The sequence below is a fragment of the Glaciimonas sp. GG7 genome (assembly GCF_052976905.1).
In genome coordinates, this window is the sequence record NZ_JBRIIQ010000003.1 from 1 (window position 1) to 17,967 (window position 17,967).

Here is a 17,967-nt window from a genome sequence, read left to right on the forward strand (position 1 = left end):
CCGATGGGCGTCCCTAGTGGATAAGGACAACCACGATCTTCATGCTTAAAGTAGCGGGGGAGGACATCGCCGTTGGTAAAGTCATTTTGTCGGTCGGTACGCGTTTGCAGGCGCAGCATCTTGGTCTGGCTGCATCGGTTGGATTGGCAGACTTGCCGGTTTTACGCAAATTGCGCGTCGCCGTATTTTTTACCGGCGACGAGTTGGCGATGCCGGGCGAGACTTTAAAACCGGGCGCAATCTACAACTCCAACCGATTTGTATTGCGCGGATTGTTAGAAAATTTGGGTTGCGAACTGACTGATTACGGCATTGTCCCGGATTCACTGAGCGCTACGCGCGCCACTTTGCGCCTGGCTGCGCAACAACACGATTTGATCATTACCTCAGGCGGAGTTTCAGTCGGCGAAGAGGATCATGTTAAACCGGCAGTAGAGGCCGAAGGTCATCTGACTATGTGGCAAATCGCGATGAAGCCGGGTAAGCCGCTCGCTTTTGGTGAAGTTAAACGCGGGGATGGTGAGCATCCAGACAACGCATTTTTTATGGGTTTGCCAGGCAACCCGGTATCCAGTTTTGTGACATTTCTCCTGTTTGTGCGTCCATTTATTTTGCGCCTGCAAGGTTGCAGCAACGTGGTGCCGCAGGTTTACACCATGCGCGCAGATTTTGATTGGCCCAAAGCGGATCGGCGTCAGGAGTTTCTGCGCGCCAAAATCAATCTCAATGGCGGTCTCGATTTATTTCCACATCAGGGTTCCGGCGTGCTGACGTCTACCGTCTGGGGCGATGGCCTGGTCGACAATCCGGCTGGCAACGTCATTGCCGTTGGCGATCTGGTGCGTTTTCATCCGTTTTCAGCGCTCATGCAGTAAAAACAGCAAGTTCAACAGTCTCAGCAGGGAATTCTATGAAGATTCAATTACGTTTTTTTGCCAGTGTGCGTGAAGCGCTCAATCTGACGCAGGAGACCATCGACTTGCCTGACACCGTCATTACCGTTGGCGATGTACGCAACTACTTGCGCGCACGCGGCGGCGTTTGGGACGAGGTGCTGGGAGAGGGGCGTGCGTTACGGATGGCCTGCAATCAAGTCATGACCACGGCGGACGCGCCCATCACTCCCGATTGCGAAGTGGCGTTCTTTCCACCAGTGACCGGCGGATAGCCGTAAGGATCATCACTATGCCCATTCGTATTCAAACCGCTGACTTTGATCTTTCTGCTGAGTTGCTTGCGTTGCGTCAGAGTAATCCAAAAATCGGCGCGGTCGTCAGTTTTGTCGGTGCGGTACGCGATATCAACGACGGTAGTGCGATTGCAGAAATGACGCTGGAACATTATCCCGGCATGACTGAAAAGGCACTCACGGCGATCGTCGCGCAAGCGCAAGCGCGTTGGAATATTGTCGATGCGTTGGTGATTCATCGGGTCGGGCCGTTGCTGCCGATGGACCAGATTGTATTGGTGGCCGTTGCCTCGGCGCACCGTGGTGAAGCCTTTGCTGCTTGCGAGTTCATCATTGATTACCTCAAAACGGAAGCGCCGTTCTGGAAAAAAGAACAAACGCCCGAAGGCGCACGTTGGGTGGATGCCCGCGATAGTGACGATACGGTACTCAATAAGTGGCGACGTTAGTTTCCCAAATAAGCTTCCCGGCTGCATGATTCGGGCATCCTGATTACTCAGCCTTATCTCCCCCATCATTCTTGAAATACAACGCTAAGTCCCAATTTTCTCTATAGTAGATTTCATGCCATAGCTATCTTGGAGAACACCATGCGTTTTGACAAACTCACCACCAAATTGCAAGAAGCCATTGCCGACGCGCAAAGTCAGGCCGTCGGTAATGACAATCAATATATTGATCCGGTTCACGTCCTTATTGCCCTGTTGAATCAAGACGATGGCAGCGCCCGTTCGTTGCTACAAAAGGCGGGGGTGAATATTGCCGCGCTCTCTACCGGACTGAAGGCTGCGTTGGAGCGTTTGCCTAAAGTGTCGGGCAATGCTGGCGAAGTACAGATCGGGCGCGAATTGCTGGGATTACTCAACCTGGCCGATAAAGAGGCGCAAAAGCGTGGTGATCAGTTTGTTGCCAGTGAAATGCTGCTGCTGGGCCTGCTGGACGATAAATCCGACGCTGGCCAATTGGCGCGCCAGCATGGTCTGACCCGTAAAGCGTTGGAAGCGGCCATCAGCGCCGTGCGCGGTGGCGACAGCGTCGCCTCGCAAGATGGCGAGGGCCAGCGTGAGGCATTAAAAAAATACACGCTTGATCTCACTGAGCGGGCGCGGCAGGGCAAGCTCGATCCGGTGATCGGTCGCGATGATGAAATCCGTCGGGCGATTCAGGTCTTGCAACGGCGCAGTAAAAATAATCCGGTCTTGATCGGCGAGCCCGGCGTGGGTAAAACGGCGATTGTCGAAGGATTAGCCCAACGCATCGTCAACGGCGAGGTGCCCGATAGTCTGAAATCCAAACGGGTGTTGTCGCTGGACATGGCGTCTCTATTGGCGGGAGCCAAATACCGTGGCGAATTTGAGGAGCGGCTCAAAGCGGTCCTGAAGGAAATTGCACTCGATGAAGGCCAAACCATCGTATTTATCGACGAGTTGCACACCATGGTGGGGGCCGGTAAAGCCGAGGGCGCGATTGATGCCGGCAATATGCTCAAGCCTGCGCTGGCGCGGGGTGAGCTGCATTGCGTGGGCGCAACTACGCTCGACGAGTATCGCAAATACGTTGAAAAAGACGCCGCATTAGAGCGACGTTTTCAGAAAATTTTGGTCGATGAGCCTAGCGTTGAGGCGACGATTGCGATTTTGCGCGGCTTGCAAGAAAAATACGAAGTCCATCACGGTGTGCAGATTACCGACCCCGCCATCGTGGCTGCCGCTGAATTGTCGCATCGCTATATTACCGACCGGTTTTTGCCGGATAAGGCAATCGATCTGATCGATGAGGCCGCTGCCAAGATCAAGATCGAAATCGACTCTAAACCCGAGGTCATGGATAAGCTTGACCGGCGTTTGATTCAACTCAAAATCGAGCGCGAGGCGGTTAAAAAAGAAAAAGATGAAGCTTCGCAAAAGCGCTACAGCCTGATCGAACAGGAAATCGAGAAACTGGCGCGCGAATACGCCGATCTCGAAGAAATCTGGACCTCCGAAAAGGCCAACGCCCTTGGTAGTCAGCATCTCAAAGAAGAAATCGAAAAGCTGCGCCTGCAAATTGATGAGGCGACCCGCAATAGCGACTGGCAAAAAGTCTCTGAGCTGAAATACGGCAAGATGAATTCGCTGGAGCAGGCGCTCGACGCGCAACAGAAAAAAGATGCCTTAGCAGAGGCTAATCCAGACCCGAGCGCCAAGCCCAGATTGGTGCGTACGCAAGTCGGGGCCGAGGAAATTGCCGAAATTGTGTCCCGTGCTACGGGGATTCCCGTGTCGAAGATGATGCAGGGCGAGCGTGACAAATTGTTGAAGATGGAAGATGAATTGCATCGTCGCGTAGTCGGGCAGGATGAAGCGATTGTCGCTGTTTCGGATGCGATCCGGCGCTCCCGGGCGGGGTTGAGCGATCCGGATCGGCCGTATGGTTCGTTCATGTTTCTGGGACCTACCGGCGTCGGTAAAACCGAATTGTGCAAGGCGCTGGCAGGATTTTTGTTCGATACGCAGGAGGCCATGATTCGGATCGATATGAGCGAGTTCATGGAGAAGCATTCGGTCTCGCGCTTGATCGGTGCGCCGCCCGGTTATGTCGGTTACGAGGAGGGCGGCTATCTGACCGAAGCGGTAAGGCGCAAACCGTATAGCGTGATTCTGCTCGACGAAATTGAAAAAGCGCATCCGGATGTGTTTAATGTGCTGCTGCAGATGCTCGATGATGGTCGGATGACCGATGGTCAGGGGCGCACCGTGGACTTTAAAAATACGGTCATCGTGATGACGTCGAATTTGGGATCGCACCGGATTCAGGCGATGGAGGGCAGCGATCCCGAGGAGGTGAAGAGTGAAGTGATGGCCGAAGTCAGAGTTCACTTTCGTCCGGAGTTCATCAATCGGATTGATGAAATCGTCGTCTTCCATGCACTCGATGAAAAAAATATCGGCGCTATCGCCAAGATTCAGTTGAAGATTTTGGAGCTACGCTTAGGAAAGCTCGATATGCGGCTGGAGATTTCTGAGGGTGGACTGCAAAAAATAGCAGAAGCAGGTTTTGATCCAATCTACGGTGCACGACCCTTGAAGCGGGCGATTCAGCAATATATTGAAAATCCTTTATCCAAGCTTATTCTGGAAGGGAAATTTGGACCAAAAGACATTATTCACATTAGCGTCAGTAATGGTGAAATTGTTTTTAATAAGACAAGTTAGTCAACTGCTTTTGTATCGGAACGAGTAAAATTACGCGTTAACTTGCGCGTAGTTGATCACCATAAAAAGAGCCACAGTGGAATGCCGGGTGGCTCTTTTTTCTATGATTTAGTTGCTGGCGCAATAATTGCTTGAGTTGTATTGATACATTTTCCCAGGAAAATTTTGAAGAAATATTCGCTGCAACGGTTATTTATTCTGCCTTTCGTTATTTTGATCGTCAGTTTGGCAATCACAATGGGCTGGTCCTTATATCGTGCGGGTCAGAACGCAACGGATGCGATTTCGCATAAGACCCTCACTGATTTAATGCTCAGTATCGATCAAGCGACCGAGCGCCAGTTACACGATACCAAAGCGACTTTGCTCGTGATTACGCTTGCGCTAGTTTCCCCGACGAGTCCCAGGTCGGCATCCAATCCCCTCAATGCATCAGCGTTATCAAGCCCTTCCAACGCGCTATTTCCCAGCGAAATAGTCGATTTGCCGGAACGACTTTGGATCGCCAGCAGCCTGTTTCCTGAATCGAGTCGTTTTGTCAGTTTTGGCTCTGTTGATGGGCGGTTTATCAGCATCAGAAAAACCCGTGATACAGAGTTTATCGTGCGAGTGCGTGACACTACCTCAGGGCCCACTGCACTTTACCGGGCCAGCGGGCCGAATAGCGCGTTGACCCTGCTCACCACCGAGCAATACGATCCGCGTGGGCGAACCTGGTATGTCAATGCCCTGAAGTATGACAAACAAAGCTGGTCTCCGATCTTTGCCGAGGAGCGCAGTAACGAACCCGCCTTGGCGCTGGCGCACGTTGTGGTCGCCCAAGACAAGAAAGTAGTTGGCGTGGTTGCAGCCGAGATGCCGCTGAAGCCGTTAAGCGAATTTTTGCGCACGTTGACCATTGAAAAGAATGGCTTTGCTTTCATTGCCGAGCGCAATGGTGCTTTGATTGCCAGTTCGACCAACGACAACGCCTATGAGGGGGCGACTCATTCCGTGTCGGAAGAGGCGACAAATTTAATTCCTCTTTCGCACCAAGAGTCTCGCAGACGCAATGTGAGTGCCGCAACTTCGCCGCTTATGCGCGCGGCTTGGGTGTCGGTGCAGCCGCAATTGAAGTCACAGTTGTTGCAAGGACATTTTGGTAGCGCGGAAGAGCCACAAGAGCGACCGCCGATGATTAGTACTGCATTCAATAGTAGTTCGCTGGGACAGGTTGAGGTTGCGGCACGGGTTTTTCGTGATGCGGGCGGGCTAGATTGGATCGTTGTGCTGGCAACGCCGCGTTCCAATTTCTGGCATTCGGTTAGCAGCGGGATTTACCATAGTTTGTTGCTCGGATTAGTCGCGATCCTGATTTCGATGATATTTGGATTTGTGACCCTGCGTTGGGCTTTGCGGGATATTCGCACCTTGACCCAAGCTGCACAAAATATCGGTAGCGGCTCGCCTTTTGTACCGCTAGGAATTGATCGTCAAGATGAAATCGGCCAGTTAGCGCAGAGTTTTCAGGCCATGGAGCGCAACTTGCGTACCGACCGGCTGACCAATTTGCTCAACCGCGATTCATTGATTGCGCAAATTGCGTTTATGCAACGCAACGCAATCGATCCCAAGGTGTTTAGTTTTGCATTGCTATTTATTGATTTAAATAAATTCAAAGGCGTCAATGACCAGTTTGGGCATGAACAAGGCGATCGTGTACTCATCGAGGTTGCGCAACGATTGCAGAACGCTTTGCGCAAAGATGATGCCGTGGCGCGCTTTGGCGGTGACGAATTCGTCGTGTATTTGCACGGTGTCGCGACGCAAGACATTGCCACAGCGATTTGCCAAAAAATAATTCATCTGCTTGAGACCCCCCTTGATATGCATGACGGAACCAGCTATTCGGTGGGAGCCTCTGTGGGCGGCGCGCTCTATCCAGCTGATGGCTTGGATATCGAAACCTTGTTAAGGGTGGCCGATAGCCGGATGTACAGCATGAAAAAATTTGGCGGCCAGACCGATTAACGGTTTGTACGGAACAACCAGACTGTCATTTTTAAGGAGATGTACGTGAGTTTTTCAACCTGCGATATATGCGATGCCAATGAAGACAAGCTTGGCGATGGTCGGTTACGGGTCTTGCCGCCAGTATTTCTGGCGCTTGGCAAACACCATACTTTTTCTGGTCAGGCACGGACCCTGAAAGTTTTCGAAGACAATGCATTGGTCCGGACAACGCTTGAGACGCCCGGTCTTGGTCAGGTATTAGTCGTCGATGGCGGTGGCAGTCTGCGCTGTGCCTTAGTGGGCGGAAATCTTGGCGTGCTGGCAGAAAAAAATGGCTGGGCCGGGATCATCATCTATGGCTGCGCACGCGACTCGGCAGAGCTGGACGCTTGCGCGATAGGAATACGTGCCTTGGCGCTGCATCCGCAACGCAGCGTACGCAAAGGCTTGGGCGCGCAAGATATCCGGGTGACGATAGCTGGCGTGGCGGTTGCCCCCGGCGACTGGATCTACGTTGATGCTGATGGCGTGCTAGTGGCTGATGAAAAATTACATTAAATAAAATATGACCATGACTCTCAAACACATCGTTATCTGGAAACTCAAAGAACATGCAGAAGGCGCTGACAAGGCGACCAATGCACGCAAGTTAAAAGCGCTACTCGATAGCTGCGCGGCCCTGGTGCCGGGCATTCTTAAGTTTGAGGCCGTTATCGCGCAGGATGGTCTGGAAGCGACCTATGACGTGATGCTGAATTCGGAATTTGCTTCGCGTGCTGCGTTGGATGCTTATCAACATCATCCCGATCACGTTGCGATCAAACCTTTTGTTGGCGCGGTTCGTGAGGCGCGGCAATGTTTTGATTATGAAAGCTAGTTTAATTCGATCACTTTTTTATCTTTATATCGTTCACGAACATGTTTCCACAGCACGTCTTCCCGCTTGATAATCCCTTTCTAAAATACCTTGGCGTTGAGTTCATCGACATGGGTGAGGGCACCGCCACACTGGCATTAAATCTGCAACCGCACCACATGAATAGCGGTCAGGTCACGCACGGCGGAGTATCGATGACCATGCTCGATGTCGTCATGGCGCTGGCTGGACGCACCCTTAATCCGCACGCGACCGGCGCAGTCACGGTGGACATGAGCACCAGTTTTTTGCAGCCCGGCGGCCTGACTGGTGGTCGTGTCATCGCCAAAGGCCGGGCTTTTCATCGCACCGCGACGATGTGTTTCTGCGAGGCCGAACTATGGTACGGGAAAAAATTGGTGGCGAAATCGCTCGGTACTTTTAAATATATGCGCAGCACGCCAGCCAGTCGCAAGGCTGCGCTGGGTTCCGATAGTGCTGCGGATGCTTAAGTCTTGGTAGAAGGATTGGGAATGAAATTCACAATAACGGTGGGGAATTGGACAACGCTGGGCAGCGACGCTGGCGCGGTACGCCATGCAGTCTTCGTTATCGAACAAAACATTTCCCAAACATTGGAATGGGACGGCCAAGATCCCGTTTGCATCCACGCCGTAGCCTATGACGACGCCGGACAAGTGCTGGGGACAGGGCGGTTATTGCCCGACGGTCATATCGGTCGGATGGCGGTCAAACTGGCCGGGCGAGGGCAAGGCGTGGGCGCGGCGATTTTGCAAGCATTAATGGCGCAGGCGCGGCAACGTGGCGATGCTGCGGTTGCTCTCAATGCGCAAATGCAGGCAGAGGCGTTCTATCAGCGCTTTGGTTTTAGTCGGTACGGTGATGTGTTTATGGAGGCGGGAATACCGCATATTTCTATGCGGTATCAGTTTTAGGACTTATGCAAAATCGCCCGAGTCCGAAATATCGGCCTGTCTTGCCGGGGTGTTTTTTCGTAAGCTCTAAATATAGATGAAATGCGAGGTAAACCTCGGCATGCTCCTATGTACTTATTTTTAGCACAGAGAACATCTTGGCACCTGACATTGCTGACGACGCATTAAAAGATGCATTTTCTTATGACACTTGGTTCCTGCGTCAGATTCAAGAAGGGATAAGTTCTGCGAATGCGGGCCGCTTGGTATCTGCTGAAGATGTAGACGCAGAGTTTGCGACACGAAGAGCCAAGACCCGCCGCAAGCTAGAAGTGCCTTGAAGCTATCTTGTCGCGATAGTGGGTTTGATTTTTACCATCAAACCAACCGCTCTTCCAACACCGCCGTTCCGCACGCATGCAGCTTCACCAAGGTTGAATTGCGCGTGCCGTAATCCGGCGAGGCGATAAATACCGACGACAACAAACGTTCCCTCTCCACGCCCACGCCAGTCGATGGCAAGCGGCAATCGCCGGCCATCGTGGTATCGGTGAGCATCTCAAAGTAGGTTTCATCAGGCGCGCCCTGGCATAGCAAGCTGGCAAACTGGGCTTTGGTTCTGACAACTTTTGGCCAGCAAACATCTAGCAAGGCATTTGACAGACCGTATATTCCCGGTACCAACGGCTGCCCATTTCTCGGGTCCGATTGACCTTTGTTGGAATACCAGATTAATTCGTGACCATCATGGATGATCAAGTTGAAGCCGTTATAGTCGTTAGCAACCGCACTGATCTGCGCAATGTAGTCAGCCGAGCTGGTATCGCTGTCGAGGAAGTCGGTTGCCAAGGCCCCACGGCTGGGTGCATTTTCATGCCGCTCTGCTGGTGCACGCACGTTGGTGATGGCGGCGAAGCGTCCGGTCCGGCTGATGCCCAACCAAGTGCCGCCATCTTGCAGATCGCGCCCTGCATAAATATCTGGACGATCTTCCCACCAACTTGCAGGCGCGCTGGGACGTGCATAAAACTCATCGCGATTAGCGGCGGCAATGAACGGCAGGCCGGGGACTACTTTCCAGGAAAAAACGATTAGGCACATGGTGAACCTGCGACAGAAAATGGTGAAATAGAATCAAAAGTGGATTCACGCATAAACCACTCAGCATGACGCTGGCCATTGATCATGGATGCAACGCCACTATCGACAACCGCATGCTCTACGCTCTGCGCAAAACTTTCGGGCACCTCCAGATAAACCTCCATCCAGGTGTGACACCCCTCCTTGATTTCTGGTCGCCGTTTTAGTGCTGTGGCGATCTGGTGCTCACGCGACAGCACGGCCTGCATCGCCGTTGCTGCCTCGGTAAACTGCTCGGCATCATCAGCGGCTACGCGGTAATAAATGTAGAGATCCATCTGTATTGGTCTTTAGCTCAGCTTAGCCACGGGTGCGACCGGCTCTGGCATTGCGTAAGGCAGCGGCAGAAAGGTCAGTTCCGGACCATTGGCCGAGCCTAAACGGACGCTTCCATTGTCGAGCGCCGCGAGTTTGATTTCCAACAGGCAAGTAGACATGTCAGCATCGTGCGCAAGCCGCGCTGCATTAATAATCATGCCGCAGGGTTGTAATGGGTCAGCGCTGGAAAAGACTTCTGTCGCGCAGGCAACGTCTGCCGCAGCAACGTTTGCCAATACCGCACGGCGCTTGAGTTTGCCCAGATATTGACTGCGGGCGACGATTTCCTGACCCGGGTAACATCCTTTTTTGAAATTCACGCCGCCGACGACTTCGTAATTAATCATTTGCGGTACAAACTGGTCTTGCGTTGCCAGAGTAATCTGAGGGATCGCGGCCTGAATTTGTCCTAATTGCCACACGCGCGAATCGACTGCTGGCAGGGTTGTTAACAGGGTCGGCCACGCATCGATGGCGATGTCAGGCGTTGTGATCCACTGATAGCGGGCAATGCCATTGGCATCGTCACAACGCATCAGCGTCCCGGCTACGTTTGTGATGCTGGCGTAAGGCGTGGCTGGCAATTCAGCAAACCAAGGCGCAAGTGCTATGCCGACGGCAGCGCCGCCCAGGCCAAGCGTCGCGTGGCTGTCGGTGACATCGGTGAGGGTGGCTTTGGCGCGCATGATAAACATTTGCAGGCGCTTGTGTATCGCAGGCAAAATCTCACGCGGCAGTTGCAGAAAAATAGTGTCATCGTGCTTCCACATCAACAACGTCGCCAGCAAGCGCCCTTTGGGAGAGCAATAACCCGCCAGTCGAACCTCATTGAGCGGTAATTGGGCGACATCGTTGGTGAGCTGGTTATGCAAAAAATTGACTGAATCGTCTCCCTTTAATGCGAGCAGACCAGGTTCAGTCAACGATGCGACGAAATTACCGCCTGCATCTGGTGACGTTTGCTGTAATTGAACAGCGTTTTGGGTGATTAATTCTTGCCAATTGGTTGATATTTTAGTCATAAATTCGAGGGGTTTTCAATTCAGCGATTATCATATTGGGTTGATTATAAAGATGCGGCAAAAAAGCGTCGGGTCAAGCCGATTTTCAATCATTTAACAACCCCGCGGAGCGATTGACCTTGTTTAAGAAACTATTTTTTTTTATTGTCGTACTGAGTTTACTGGCCGTTGGCGGCATGGCTTATTGGACCAAGCAGCCGGTGATTGATGCGGGGGAACCGATTCCTTTCACCATCAAGCCCGGCAGCGGTCTTGACAGCGTAGTAGAGCAAATCGCCAGCGCAGGGGTTCCCGTCAATCCTGATTTGCTGGGTTTGCTGGTCCGATTGACTGGAAAAAGCAGCAAACTCAAAGCGGGCAGTTATGAAATAAAACCGGGCACAACGCCCTTGCGCTTAATTACACAATTGGTGCGCGGCGAATTTGCACAAGAATCGTTGACCGTGATTGAAGGCTGGACTTTTCGGCAGATGCGGCAGGCCGTGGCTGCCCAAACTGCGCTCAAGCACGATACGCAAGCACTCTCGGACACCGAGTTGCTCGCCAAAGTGACCACTGACTACAGCATGCCCGAGGGCTTGTTTGCGCCGGATACCTACTTGTTCGCCAAAGGATCGAGCGATTTGCAAGTCTATAAACAGGCGCATACCTTGCTGCTCAAACGCCTCAATGCAGCGTGGGAAGCGCGGGACAAGGATGTATCGCTGCCTTATAAAACACCCTACGAAGCGCTCATCATGGCCTCGATCGTCGAGAAAGAAACCGGACGCCGGGCCGAGCGCACCAATATTGCCGGTGTCTTCATCAATCGGTTGCGCCTCGGCATGCTGCTGCAAACCGACCCAACCGTGATCTACGGCATGGGAGATCAATACAACGGCAGTATTCGCAAACGTGATTTGACGACCGACACGCCCTACAATACGTATACGCGGGCCGGGCTGCCGCCCACCCCGATTTCCTTGCCCGGCAATGAGTCCTTGTATGCGGCGATGAATCCTGCCAAAACCGATGCGTTGTATTTCGTCTCCCGGGGCGACGGTAGCAGTCATTTTTCGACTAACCTCAGCGAACATAATCAAGCGGTGAACAAATATCAGCGCTGAATCAGCGTTGATCGAGTGAAAATCTATGAAATCAACTGCAAAATTTATTACCTTTGAAGGCATCGACGGTGCCGGAAAATCCACGCACATCGGCTTTGTCGCCGACCTGTTGCGCGCGCGTGGGCTGACCGTAGTGTCAACCCGCGAGCCCGGTGGAACCGATCTGGGCGAAGCCTTGCGCGAACTGGTCCTGCATCAAAAAATGCATCTGGAAACCGAGGCGATGCTGATGTTTGCATCGCGTCGCGAGCATCTCGCGCAAGTTATCGAACCGGCGCTGGCAAGGGGCGATTGGGTGGTGTCTGATCGGTTTACCGATGCCACGTTTGCGTATCAGGGCGGCGGCAGAAAGCTTGCGCTCGAGAAACTCGATGTATTAGAGCAATGGGTGCATCCTCACTTGCAGCCGGATTTGACGCTGCTGTTTGACGTGCCGCTTGATGTGGCGCGTACACGCCTGAACGCCACCCGCAATCTGGATCGGTTCGAGCAGGAACAGGCTGCATTTTTTGCCGATACCCGCGCCGAATATTTACGCCGGGCCGCGCAATTTCCAACCCGTTTCCGCATTATCGATGCGACCCGGTCGATAGCTGACACCCGGCAGGCGTTGGAGCAAATCGTGGCAGCGCTGTGATGACGAATCCGATATTTCCGTGGCAGCTTGATGCCTGGCAACAACTGCAACACATGCGGCCCCGCATGCCGCACGCGATTTTGTTTCATGGTGCGCAAGGGATCGGTAAGGTCGTGTTTGCAGAACAGTTTGCGCAATCTTTATTTTGCGAGCAGCCTTTAGCCAATGGTCACGCCTGTTGCGCATGCGCATCGTGCGGCTGGTTCGTGCAGCAAAATCATCCCGATTATCGTCGGATACGCCCGGAAATTCTGGAGGATGAAGACACGCGTGACACGGCTGATGGTGCCGACGATGACAGCAAAAAAACCGCCAAAGCTACCAAAGCACCGTCGAAAGAAATCAAGATCGATCAAATCCGCGCATTAGCCGGATTCATGAATGTCTCGACGCATCGTCAGGGGCAACGTGTCGTGGTGCTGTACCCTGCGGAAACCTTGAATGGCGCTGCCGCCAATGCCTTGCTGAAAACGCTGGAAGAGCCACCGCCAAACACCGTGATCTTGCTGATCACCAATAGTCTGGATCGACTGTTGCCGACGATATTGTCGCGCTGCCGCAAATTTCCTATGCCGCATCCGTCGCAGCAAGAGGCACTCGGCTGGCTGCGGCAACAAGGCGTGGCAGACGCGGATATGTGGCTGGCCGAACAAGGCGGTGCGCCCTTGACGGCACAGGCGCAGTCGCAAAGTGACGCACGCGAGCTGATCGATGCGCTGTTGGCGTATTTGAGCGTGCCCGGTATCGATGGGGCATTGAAAAGCGCCGAGCGGTTGCAGAAAACCTCGGTGGCGGAGTTACTCGGATGGCAGCAGCGCTGGCTGTATGATTTGCTGTCGCTCAAGATGACGGGCACGGTTCGTTATTATCCGCGTCATCAAAAAGCGTTGGCAGCATTGGCTGGGCGGGTGCAAACGGGGGCATTGTTAAAAGCCTTAAAAGCTTGCAACGAACGCCGGGCGATTGTCGAGCATCCTTTGTCTGCACGACTTTTTATCGAAGATATGTTGTTGGATTACGCAAAGATTTTTGCATAGGAGATATGCATGGTTGAAACTGGCGTCAAATTAGCACGGCCAACAGTCTTGTCTTTGGCCATCAAGGAAAAATCGGCTTTGTATGCGGCTTATATGCCCTTCTTAACCCACGGTGGTATTTTCGTACCAACCACTAAGGCCTATGCGATGGGAGATGAGGTGTATTTGATCCTCAGTCTTATGGAGGACTCTGCCAAATATCCGATTGCCGGCAGGGTCGCCTGGATTAGCCCGGCTGGGGCGAATAATAATCGCGCCCAAGGCATAGGCGTACATTTTCCTAACGATGACAGCGGTAACCGTTTGCGTCTGCGCATAGAAGAAATTTTGGGTGCAGCACTAGGTTCAAGTCGTCCCACTCACACTTTATAAGCATCGAATACACATGAAATATCATCACAGGCTGGCAACCCAACAAGATTTGGAAGCGATCGTTGCCATCTATAACAGCACCATTGCATCCCGTGAAGTCACCGCTGATACCGAGCCGGTATCGGTTGCCTCGCGTCAAGCCTGGTTTGATCACCATAATCCGACGTTACGTCCACTATGGGTGGTTGAACAGCCTGATGACAGTACTGCTCCAGGCATCATCGGATGGCTTTCGTACTCGGATTTTTACGGTCGCCCGGCTTATGCCGGTACTGCGGAAATTTCGATCTACATCCACGAAGCCGCACGCGGCAAAGGGATAGGCCGTTACTTGATGGAGCAGGCAATTGCTTATGCGCCGCATGTCAGCGTGCACACTTTGCTGGGGTTTGTGTTTGGTCACAATGAACCGAGTCTGAAATTGTTTGAGGTCTTCGGCTTTGAGCGTTGGGCCAACATGCCGCGGGTGGCAACGCTGGATGGTATTGAGCGTGATCTGGTGATTTTAGGCAAACGCGTTTTTTAAGCTTATTTCTTAAACTTATTTCTTAAGCTCATTCACTATTTTTTATATCGATTTCGACCATGTACATCGACTCTCACTGCCACATCAATTTTCCTGAACTGGCCGCCAGAATGCCGGAAGTGTTGGCCAAAATGGCGGAAAACCAGGTGACTCACGCGCTGTGCGTGTCGGTCGATTTGCCCGATTTTCCGCAAGTGTTGGCACTCGCAAAAACCTATCCGCACATCTACGCCTCGGTTGGCGTCCATCCGGACTATCAAGACACGCCGGAGCCGTCGGTGGATGAGTTGATTCGTCTGTCCGATCATCCAAAAATTATCGCCATCGGCGAAACCGGGCTGGATTACTTTCGCCTGACCGGTGATCTGGAATGGCAGCGTGAACGTTTTCGTCGTCATATCCGCGCCTCGCGTGCGACCGGAAAGCCATTAATTATTCATACCCGCGCAGCATCGGAAGACACGATCAGGATCATGCAAGAAGAGGGTGCTGGCACTAACGCTGGCGGTGCTGGCGGCGTGATGCATTGCTTTACTGAATCATTGGCAGTGGCTGAGGCGGCTATTGAAATGGGTTTTTATATTTCATTTTCCGGCATCGTTACTTTTAAGAGTGCAAAGGATTTGCAAGCCGTTGCATTAGCGGTCCCGCTGGCGCAGATATTGATCGAAACCGACTCTCCCTACCTGGCACCGGTACCGCATCGGGGCAAAATGAATGAGCCTGGTTTTGTGGTCCATGTGGCCGAATATCTCGCCAATCTCAAAGGCGTACCGGTGGCGCAGATTGCGCAACAGACGACGGACAATTTTTTTAACTTATTTAAACTGATACGAGAGGTGACGCATGATTAATGTTGCACAATCAAAACAACCGGCGATGGTGACGCACCATCGCCGGTTTTTTTTATCCGCAATCGCTGCACTGATGTTGACCGGGATGCTGGCGATTTTTCCGCTGGTCTTGCCATTAACCGCATCAGCCGCTGATCTCACACCCTCAGAGACATTCTTCAGATTGGTTCAGCTAGATGATTATCGAAGTCTGCCTAAGTTACTCGCCGCCGGGATGGACCCGAATATGGTGGAGAGCAAGCGTGGCGATACCGGCCTCATTGCAGCGCTGCGTGAAGACGCAATGCAATCGTTCAATGTATTGATCAATACGCCGGGAGTTGATCTCAATGCCCGCGCTCGAAATGGCGATACGGCTTTAATGATCGCTGCGTATAAGAATAATGTTGTGGCCGTAAAAGCCTTGCTCGATAAAGAGGCTGGGCCGAATACGACCGGATGGACCGCGTTGCATTACGCGGCGGCGGTGGGCAATAATGAGATTGTGCAACTGTTGCTCGATGCATCGGCCTACATCGATGCCGGTTCACCGAATCAGACTACGCCGATCATGATGGCGGCGCGCGCTGGCAAAATTCTGACGGTTAAATTACTGCTGGATGAAGGCGCCGACGTGACGCTGAAGAACGATGTTGGAATGACTGCGATTGATTTTGCGAAACAATTTGAGCATCAGGATATTGTTGATGGGCTCACGCATCGCTTGAAACAAGCAGAGCTGAGATAGGGCGCTGTTTATATTGTCCATGCAAGCGTAAAAAATTACATTTGTATATTATTGAATAAATATTGATGCCATTATGATAATTGATTTATTATTAATATAACTCAACACACATGAACCCCATACGCGCTGGAATGTATGACAAATAGCAGCGATGTGTGCAATGTAGCAAAGGTCTTTTTGCACCTTGTTTAATTTGTACTAGACTAAATTGAGCAGCCTTCTGGAATGAAAATTGCGCTGCTTAGTATTTCCAAATACGTCGCTTTCTTTGGGAGGTCGCTATGGAACTTCACATGCATACCCATCATTTTGCATCGCGCAGGCCCGATTGGGCTGCGGCGGCGGTGTCAGGGTTCGTCGGCGGGGCAGCTCTGATGGTGTTGGAGCTGGTCTGGTCGTCAGTATTTGCAGCGACCAATCCATGGGCAATGTCGCATCTGATTTCAGCCATCGTGATGGGGCGGGATGCCTTGCAAACGATGGATTTCAGCGTCGGCATCGTAGCTACTGCTTTGATTACGCACTATGTGTTGGGTATTGTTTTCGGCCTTATTTTATGCGCCATCATTGCGCCATTTCACTTCGACTCAAGCATAGGCATGATCATGCTCACCGGTGCAGTATTCGGGCTGGTTCTATACGCATTTAATTTTTATGGCATGGCCCGGTTTTTCCCCTGGTTTGCCGAGATACGCGGCTGGGCGGCGTTGATTGCGCATCTGATTTTTGGTTTGGTTACGGCTGGGATGTATTGGACGCTTGAGCGACATGATGCGCTGAAATAGTGCGCCCCGACAGTTCGGCTGACAGGCGGTAAAACGCTGTGGGAGTCTTTGTATGTTTCTTCGCTTCCATGGCTTGGTTGATCTTGGTCACTAATTGGTCACTAATACGGACTCAAGAGGATCAATATGGCTATGGCCGTCGTACTCATCGTGCTGGTCGACATAGCGGTGCTGTTTCATCTCTATAGTCCGTGGTGGGCCACGCCGCTGGCTTCAAACTGGCATCAGATGGATGTCACCCTGACGATTACGTTGGCCATCACCGGTTTTATCTTCGTCTTTCTCACTCTTTTCTTGGTCTACACGTTACTGCGCTTTGGTCATCGCAAAGGCCGTCGCGCCGGATATCAACCAGAGCATAAAAAACTGGAATGGTGGCTGACCGGCGTGACCACACTTGGCATCGTAGCGCTCCTGGCACCGGGGTTGCTGGTGTATGCGGATTACGTCAACGTGCCGTCTAACGCGATGCGCGTGGAAGTGCTGGGTCAGCAATGGCAATGGCGGTTTCGCTTTTCGGGCGCCAGCGGCAAACTGGGACGCAGCAGCATCGACTTGGTCAGCGCTGCCAATCCTTTTGGCATCGATCCTGCTGATGCGGCCGGTCAGGACAATATTCTTATTAATAGTAATGAGCTGCATTTGCCGGTCAACATGCCGGTAGAGATGCTGCTGCGTTCGCAAGATGTATTGCACGATTTTTTTGTGCCGCCTTTTCGCGCCCGGATGAATATGGTGCCGGGCATGGTCACATCGTTCTGGTTCACGCCGAATAAGGTCGGACGCTATGAGGCTTTATGCGCGCAACTCTGCGGCGTGGGTCACGCCAACATGCGCGCCTATGTGGTGGTGGAGGAGTTGGCTGACTTCAAACAATGGCTAAAAGCGCAGCCGACTTTCGCCGTGTCGATGTTGCTGCCGCAACCGTCTTCATTGGGGACGACGCCCGATACGCTGATTGCGCAAGGCCGGGCGTTGGCGACATCCCGAGCCTGCGTTTCTTGCCACACGGTGGACGGTAACGCCTTGGTCGGGCCGACCTGGAAGGGCTTGTTTGGCAAGACGGAGACCATGGAAAACGGCAGTACTGCGCTGGTCAATGAGGCTTATCTGAAGGAGTTTATTCGCCATCCAACGCTGCACGCGGTCAAGGGGTATACGCCGATCATGCCGAAGATTCCCTTGACGGAGGACGAGTTGACGGCACTGGTGGCGTACATCAAATCTTACGGCGCGGTGCCAGCGCCCAAGGACGCCAGTAAGTAATCTATAAAAAT

21 protein-coding genes and 1 pseudogene are annotated in these 17,967 nt (G+C 52.5%); 19 read left to right on the forward strand and 3 right to left on the reverse strand.

Annotation, left to right across the window (positions count from 1 at the left end; translation table 11 throughout):
- Window positions 1–53: 53 nt before the first annotated feature.
- The 10 genes and pseudogenes from ACVBEF_RS01695 to ACVBEF_RS01740 all read left to right on the forward strand — a co-directional run.
- Window positions 54–875, forward strand: a pseudogene (locus ACVBEF_RS01695) (molybdopterin molybdotransferase MoeA); the annotation flags it as partial.
- A 35-nt stretch (window positions 876–910) separates the two neighbouring features.
- Window positions 911–1,168, forward strand: a complete 258-nt coding sequence (moaD, locus tag ACVBEF_RS01700) for a molybdopterin converting factor subunit 1 (RefSeq protein WP_447122214.1) — start codon at window positions 911–913, stop codon at window positions 1,166–1,168.
- Window positions 1,169–1,185: 17 nt separating this feature from the next.
- Window positions 1,186–1,638: a molybdopterin synthase catalytic subunit MoaE gene (gene moaE / locus ACVBEF_RS01705; protein ID WP_447122215.1), complete on the forward strand. Its 453-nt coding sequence runs from the start codon at window positions 1,186–1,188 to the stop codon at window positions 1,636–1,638.
- Between the two features lie 141 nt (window positions 1,639–1,779).
- On the forward strand, window positions 1,780–4,383 hold the full coding sequence (gene clpB, locus ACVBEF_RS01710) for an ATP-dependent chaperone ClpB (protein WP_447122216.1): 2,604 nt from the start codon (window positions 1,780–1,782) through the stop codon (window positions 4,381–4,383).
- Between the two features lie 165 nt (window positions 4,384–4,548).
- Window positions 4,549–6,393, forward strand: a complete 1,845-nt coding sequence (locus ACVBEF_RS01715; protein ID WP_447122217.1) for a sensor domain-containing diguanylate cyclase — start codon at window positions 4,549–4,551, stop codon at window positions 6,391–6,393.
- Window positions 6,394–6,438: 45 nt separating this feature from the next.
- Window positions 6,439–6,933, forward strand: coding sequence for a ribonuclease E activity regulator RraA (gene rraA / locus ACVBEF_RS01720; RefSeq protein WP_447122218.1), 495 nt, complete (start codon window positions 6,439–6,441; stop codon window positions 6,931–6,933).
- A 7-nt stretch (window positions 6,934–6,940) separates the two neighbouring features.
- Window positions 6,941–7,252, forward strand: a complete 312-nt coding sequence (locus ACVBEF_RS01725; RefSeq protein WP_447122219.1) for a Dabb family protein — start codon at window positions 6,941–6,943, stop codon at window positions 7,250–7,252.
- A 41-nt stretch (window positions 7,253–7,293) separates the two neighbouring features.
- Complete coding sequence (locus tag ACVBEF_RS01730; RefSeq protein WP_447122220.1) at window positions 7,294–7,743, forward strand: PaaI family thioesterase; 450 nt, start codon at window positions 7,294–7,296, stop codon at window positions 7,741–7,743.
- A 21-nt stretch (window positions 7,744–7,764) separates the two neighbouring features.
- Complete coding sequence (locus tag ACVBEF_RS01735; protein ID WP_447122221.1) at window positions 7,765–8,187, forward strand: GNAT family N-acetyltransferase; 423 nt, start codon at window positions 7,765–7,767, stop codon at window positions 8,185–8,187.
- Between the two features lie 137 nt (window positions 8,188–8,324).
- Window positions 8,325–8,507 (forward strand): hypothetical protein, encoded by a 183-nt coding sequence (locus ACVBEF_RS01740; RefSeq protein ID WP_447122222.1) that lies wholly within the window; start codon window positions 8,325–8,327, stop codon window positions 8,505–8,507.
- Between the two features lie 37 nt (window positions 8,508–8,544).
- Here ACVBEF_RS01740 and ACVBEF_RS01745 read toward each other — a convergent pair whose 3' ends face one another.
- From ACVBEF_RS01745 to ygfZ, 3 genes are read right to left on the reverse strand one after another with little or no spacing between them, the layout of a single operon-like run.
- On the reverse strand, window positions 8,545–9,267 hold the full coding sequence (locus ACVBEF_RS01745) for an NRDE family protein (RefSeq protein ID WP_447122223.1): 723 nt from the start codon (window positions 9,265–9,267) through the stop codon (window positions 8,545–8,547).
- On the reverse strand, window positions 9,258–9,584 hold the full coding sequence (locus ACVBEF_RS01750; RefSeq protein ID WP_447122224.1) for a DUF4936 family protein: 327 nt from the start codon (window positions 9,582–9,584) through the stop codon (window positions 9,258–9,260). The genes ACVBEF_RS01745 and ACVBEF_RS01750 overlap by 10 nt, the downstream gene beginning before the upstream one ends.
- Before the next feature lie 12 nt (window positions 9,585–9,596).
- A complete protein-coding gene (ygfZ, locus tag ACVBEF_RS01755; RefSeq protein WP_447122225.1) occupies window positions 9,597–10,646 on the reverse strand; it encodes a CAF17-like 4Fe-4S cluster assembly/insertion protein YgfZ in 1,050 nt (349 codons plus the stop codon).
- A gap of 113 nt (window positions 10,647–10,759) precedes the next feature.
- Here ygfZ and mltG point away from each other — a divergent pair, with 113 nt between their 5' ends.
- The 9 genes from mltG to ACVBEF_RS01800 all read left to right on the forward strand — a co-directional run bounded on the left by mltG (window position 10,760) and on the right by ACVBEF_RS01800 (window position 17,956).
- A complete protein-coding gene (gene mltG / locus ACVBEF_RS01760) occupies window positions 10,760–11,752 on the forward strand; it encodes an endolytic transglycosylase MltG (RefSeq protein WP_447122226.1) in 993 nt (330 codons plus the stop codon).
- 25 nt (window positions 11,753–11,777) lie between these two features.
- Window positions 11,778–12,389: a dTMP kinase gene (tmk, locus tag ACVBEF_RS01765; RefSeq protein WP_447122227.1), complete on the forward strand. Its 612-nt coding sequence runs from the start codon at window positions 11,778–11,780 to the stop codon at window positions 12,387–12,389.
- Window positions 12,389–13,426 (forward strand): DNA polymerase III subunit delta', encoded by a 1,038-nt coding sequence (locus ACVBEF_RS01770; protein WP_447122228.1) that lies wholly within the window; start codon window positions 12,389–12,391, stop codon window positions 13,424–13,426. The genes tmk and ACVBEF_RS01770 overlap by 1 nt, the downstream gene beginning before the upstream one ends.
- 9 nt (window positions 13,427–13,435) lie before the next feature.
- A complete protein-coding gene (locus ACVBEF_RS01775) occupies window positions 13,436–13,798 on the forward strand; it encodes a PilZ domain-containing protein (RefSeq protein WP_447122229.1) in 363 nt (120 codons plus the stop codon).
- A 13-nt stretch (window positions 13,799–13,811) separates the two neighbouring features.
- Window positions 13,812–14,324 carry an N-acetyltransferase family protein gene (locus ACVBEF_RS01780; RefSeq protein WP_447122230.1) on the forward strand — a complete coding sequence of 171 codons (513 nt, stop codon included), beginning with the start codon at window positions 13,812–13,814 and terminating at the stop codon, window positions 14,322–14,324.
- Between the two features lie 59 nt (window positions 14,325–14,383).
- Entirely contained in the window at window positions 14,384–15,178 is a 795-nt protein-coding gene (locus ACVBEF_RS01785; RefSeq protein WP_447122231.1) for a TatD family hydrolase, read from the forward strand.
- Window positions 15,171–15,905: an ankyrin repeat domain-containing protein gene (locus ACVBEF_RS01790; protein ID WP_447122232.1), complete on the forward strand. Its 735-nt coding sequence runs from the start codon at window positions 15,171–15,173 to the stop codon at window positions 15,903–15,905. Before ACVBEF_RS01785 ends, ACVBEF_RS01790 begins: the two co-directional genes overlap by 8 nt.
- Window positions 15,906–16,186: 281 nt before the next feature.
- A complete protein-coding gene (locus ACVBEF_RS01795) occupies window positions 16,187–16,690 on the forward strand; it encodes a hypothetical protein (protein ID WP_447122233.1) in 504 nt (167 codons plus the stop codon).
- A gap of 126 nt (window positions 16,691–16,816) precedes the next feature.
- Window positions 16,817–17,956 carry a cytochrome c oxidase subunit II gene (locus ACVBEF_RS01800; RefSeq protein ID WP_447122234.1) on the forward strand — a complete coding sequence of 380 codons (1,140 nt, stop codon included), beginning with the start codon at window positions 16,817–16,819 and terminating at the stop codon, window positions 17,954–17,956.
- Window positions 17,957–17,967 lie beyond the last annotated feature (11 nt).

Coding starts and splice junctions, on each gene's coding strand:
- moaD (WP_447122214.1), top strand. CDS start 911: ATGAAGATTCAATTACGTTTTTTTGCCAGTGTGCGTGAAGCGCTCAAT.
- moaE (WP_447122215.1), top strand. CDS start 1,186: ATGCCCATTCGTATTCAAACCGCTGACTTTGATCTTTCTGCTGAGTTG.
- clpB (WP_447122216.1), top strand. CDS start 1,780: ATGCGTTTTGACAAACTCACCACCAAATTGCAAGAAGCCATTGCCGAC.
- ACVBEF_RS01725 (WP_447122219.1), top strand. CDS start 6,941: ATGACCATGACTCTCAAACACATCGTTATCTGGAAACTCAAAGAACAT.
- ACVBEF_RS01730 (WP_447122220.1), top strand. CDS start 7,294: ATGTTTCCACAGCACGTCTTCCCGCTTGATAATCCCTTTCTAAAATAC.
- ACVBEF_RS01735 (WP_447122221.1), top strand. CDS start 7,765: ATGAAATTCACAATAACGGTGGGGAATTGGACAACGCTGGGCAGCGAC.
- ACVBEF_RS01745 (WP_447122223.1), bottom strand. CDS start 9,267: ATGTGCCTAATCGTTTTTTCCTGGAAAGTAGTCCCCGGCCTGCCGTTC.
- ACVBEF_RS01750 (WP_447122224.1), bottom strand. CDS start 9,584: ATGGATCTCTACATTTATTACCGCGTAGCCGCTGATGATGCCGAGCAG.
- ygfZ (WP_447122225.1), bottom strand. CDS start 10,646: ATGACTAAAATATCAACCAATTGGCAAGAATTAATCACCCAAAACGCT.
- tmk (WP_447122227.1), top strand. CDS start 11,778: ATGAAATCAACTGCAAAATTTATTACCTTTGAAGGCATCGACGGTGCC.
- ACVBEF_RS01770 (WP_447122228.1), top strand. CDS start 12,389: ATGACGAATCCGATATTTCCGTGGCAGCTTGATGCCTGGCAACAACTG.
- ACVBEF_RS01775 (WP_447122229.1), top strand. CDS start 13,436: ATGGTTGAAACTGGCGTCAAATTAGCACGGCCAACAGTCTTGTCTTTG.
- ACVBEF_RS01780 (WP_447122230.1), top strand. CDS start 13,812: ATGAAATATCATCACAGGCTGGCAACCCAACAAGATTTGGAAGCGATC.
- ACVBEF_RS01785 (WP_447122231.1), top strand. CDS start 14,384: ATGTACATCGACTCTCACTGCCACATCAATTTTCCTGAACTGGCCGCC.
- ACVBEF_RS01790 (WP_447122232.1), top strand. CDS start 15,171: ATGATTAATGTTGCACAATCAAAACAACCGGCGATGGTGACGCACCAT.
- ACVBEF_RS01795 (WP_447122233.1), top strand. CDS start 16,187: ATGGAACTTCACATGCATACCCATCATTTTGCATCGCGCAGGCCCGAT.
- ACVBEF_RS01800 (WP_447122234.1), top strand. CDS start 16,817: ATGGCTATGGCCGTCGTACTCATCGTGCTGGTCGACATAGCGGTGCTG.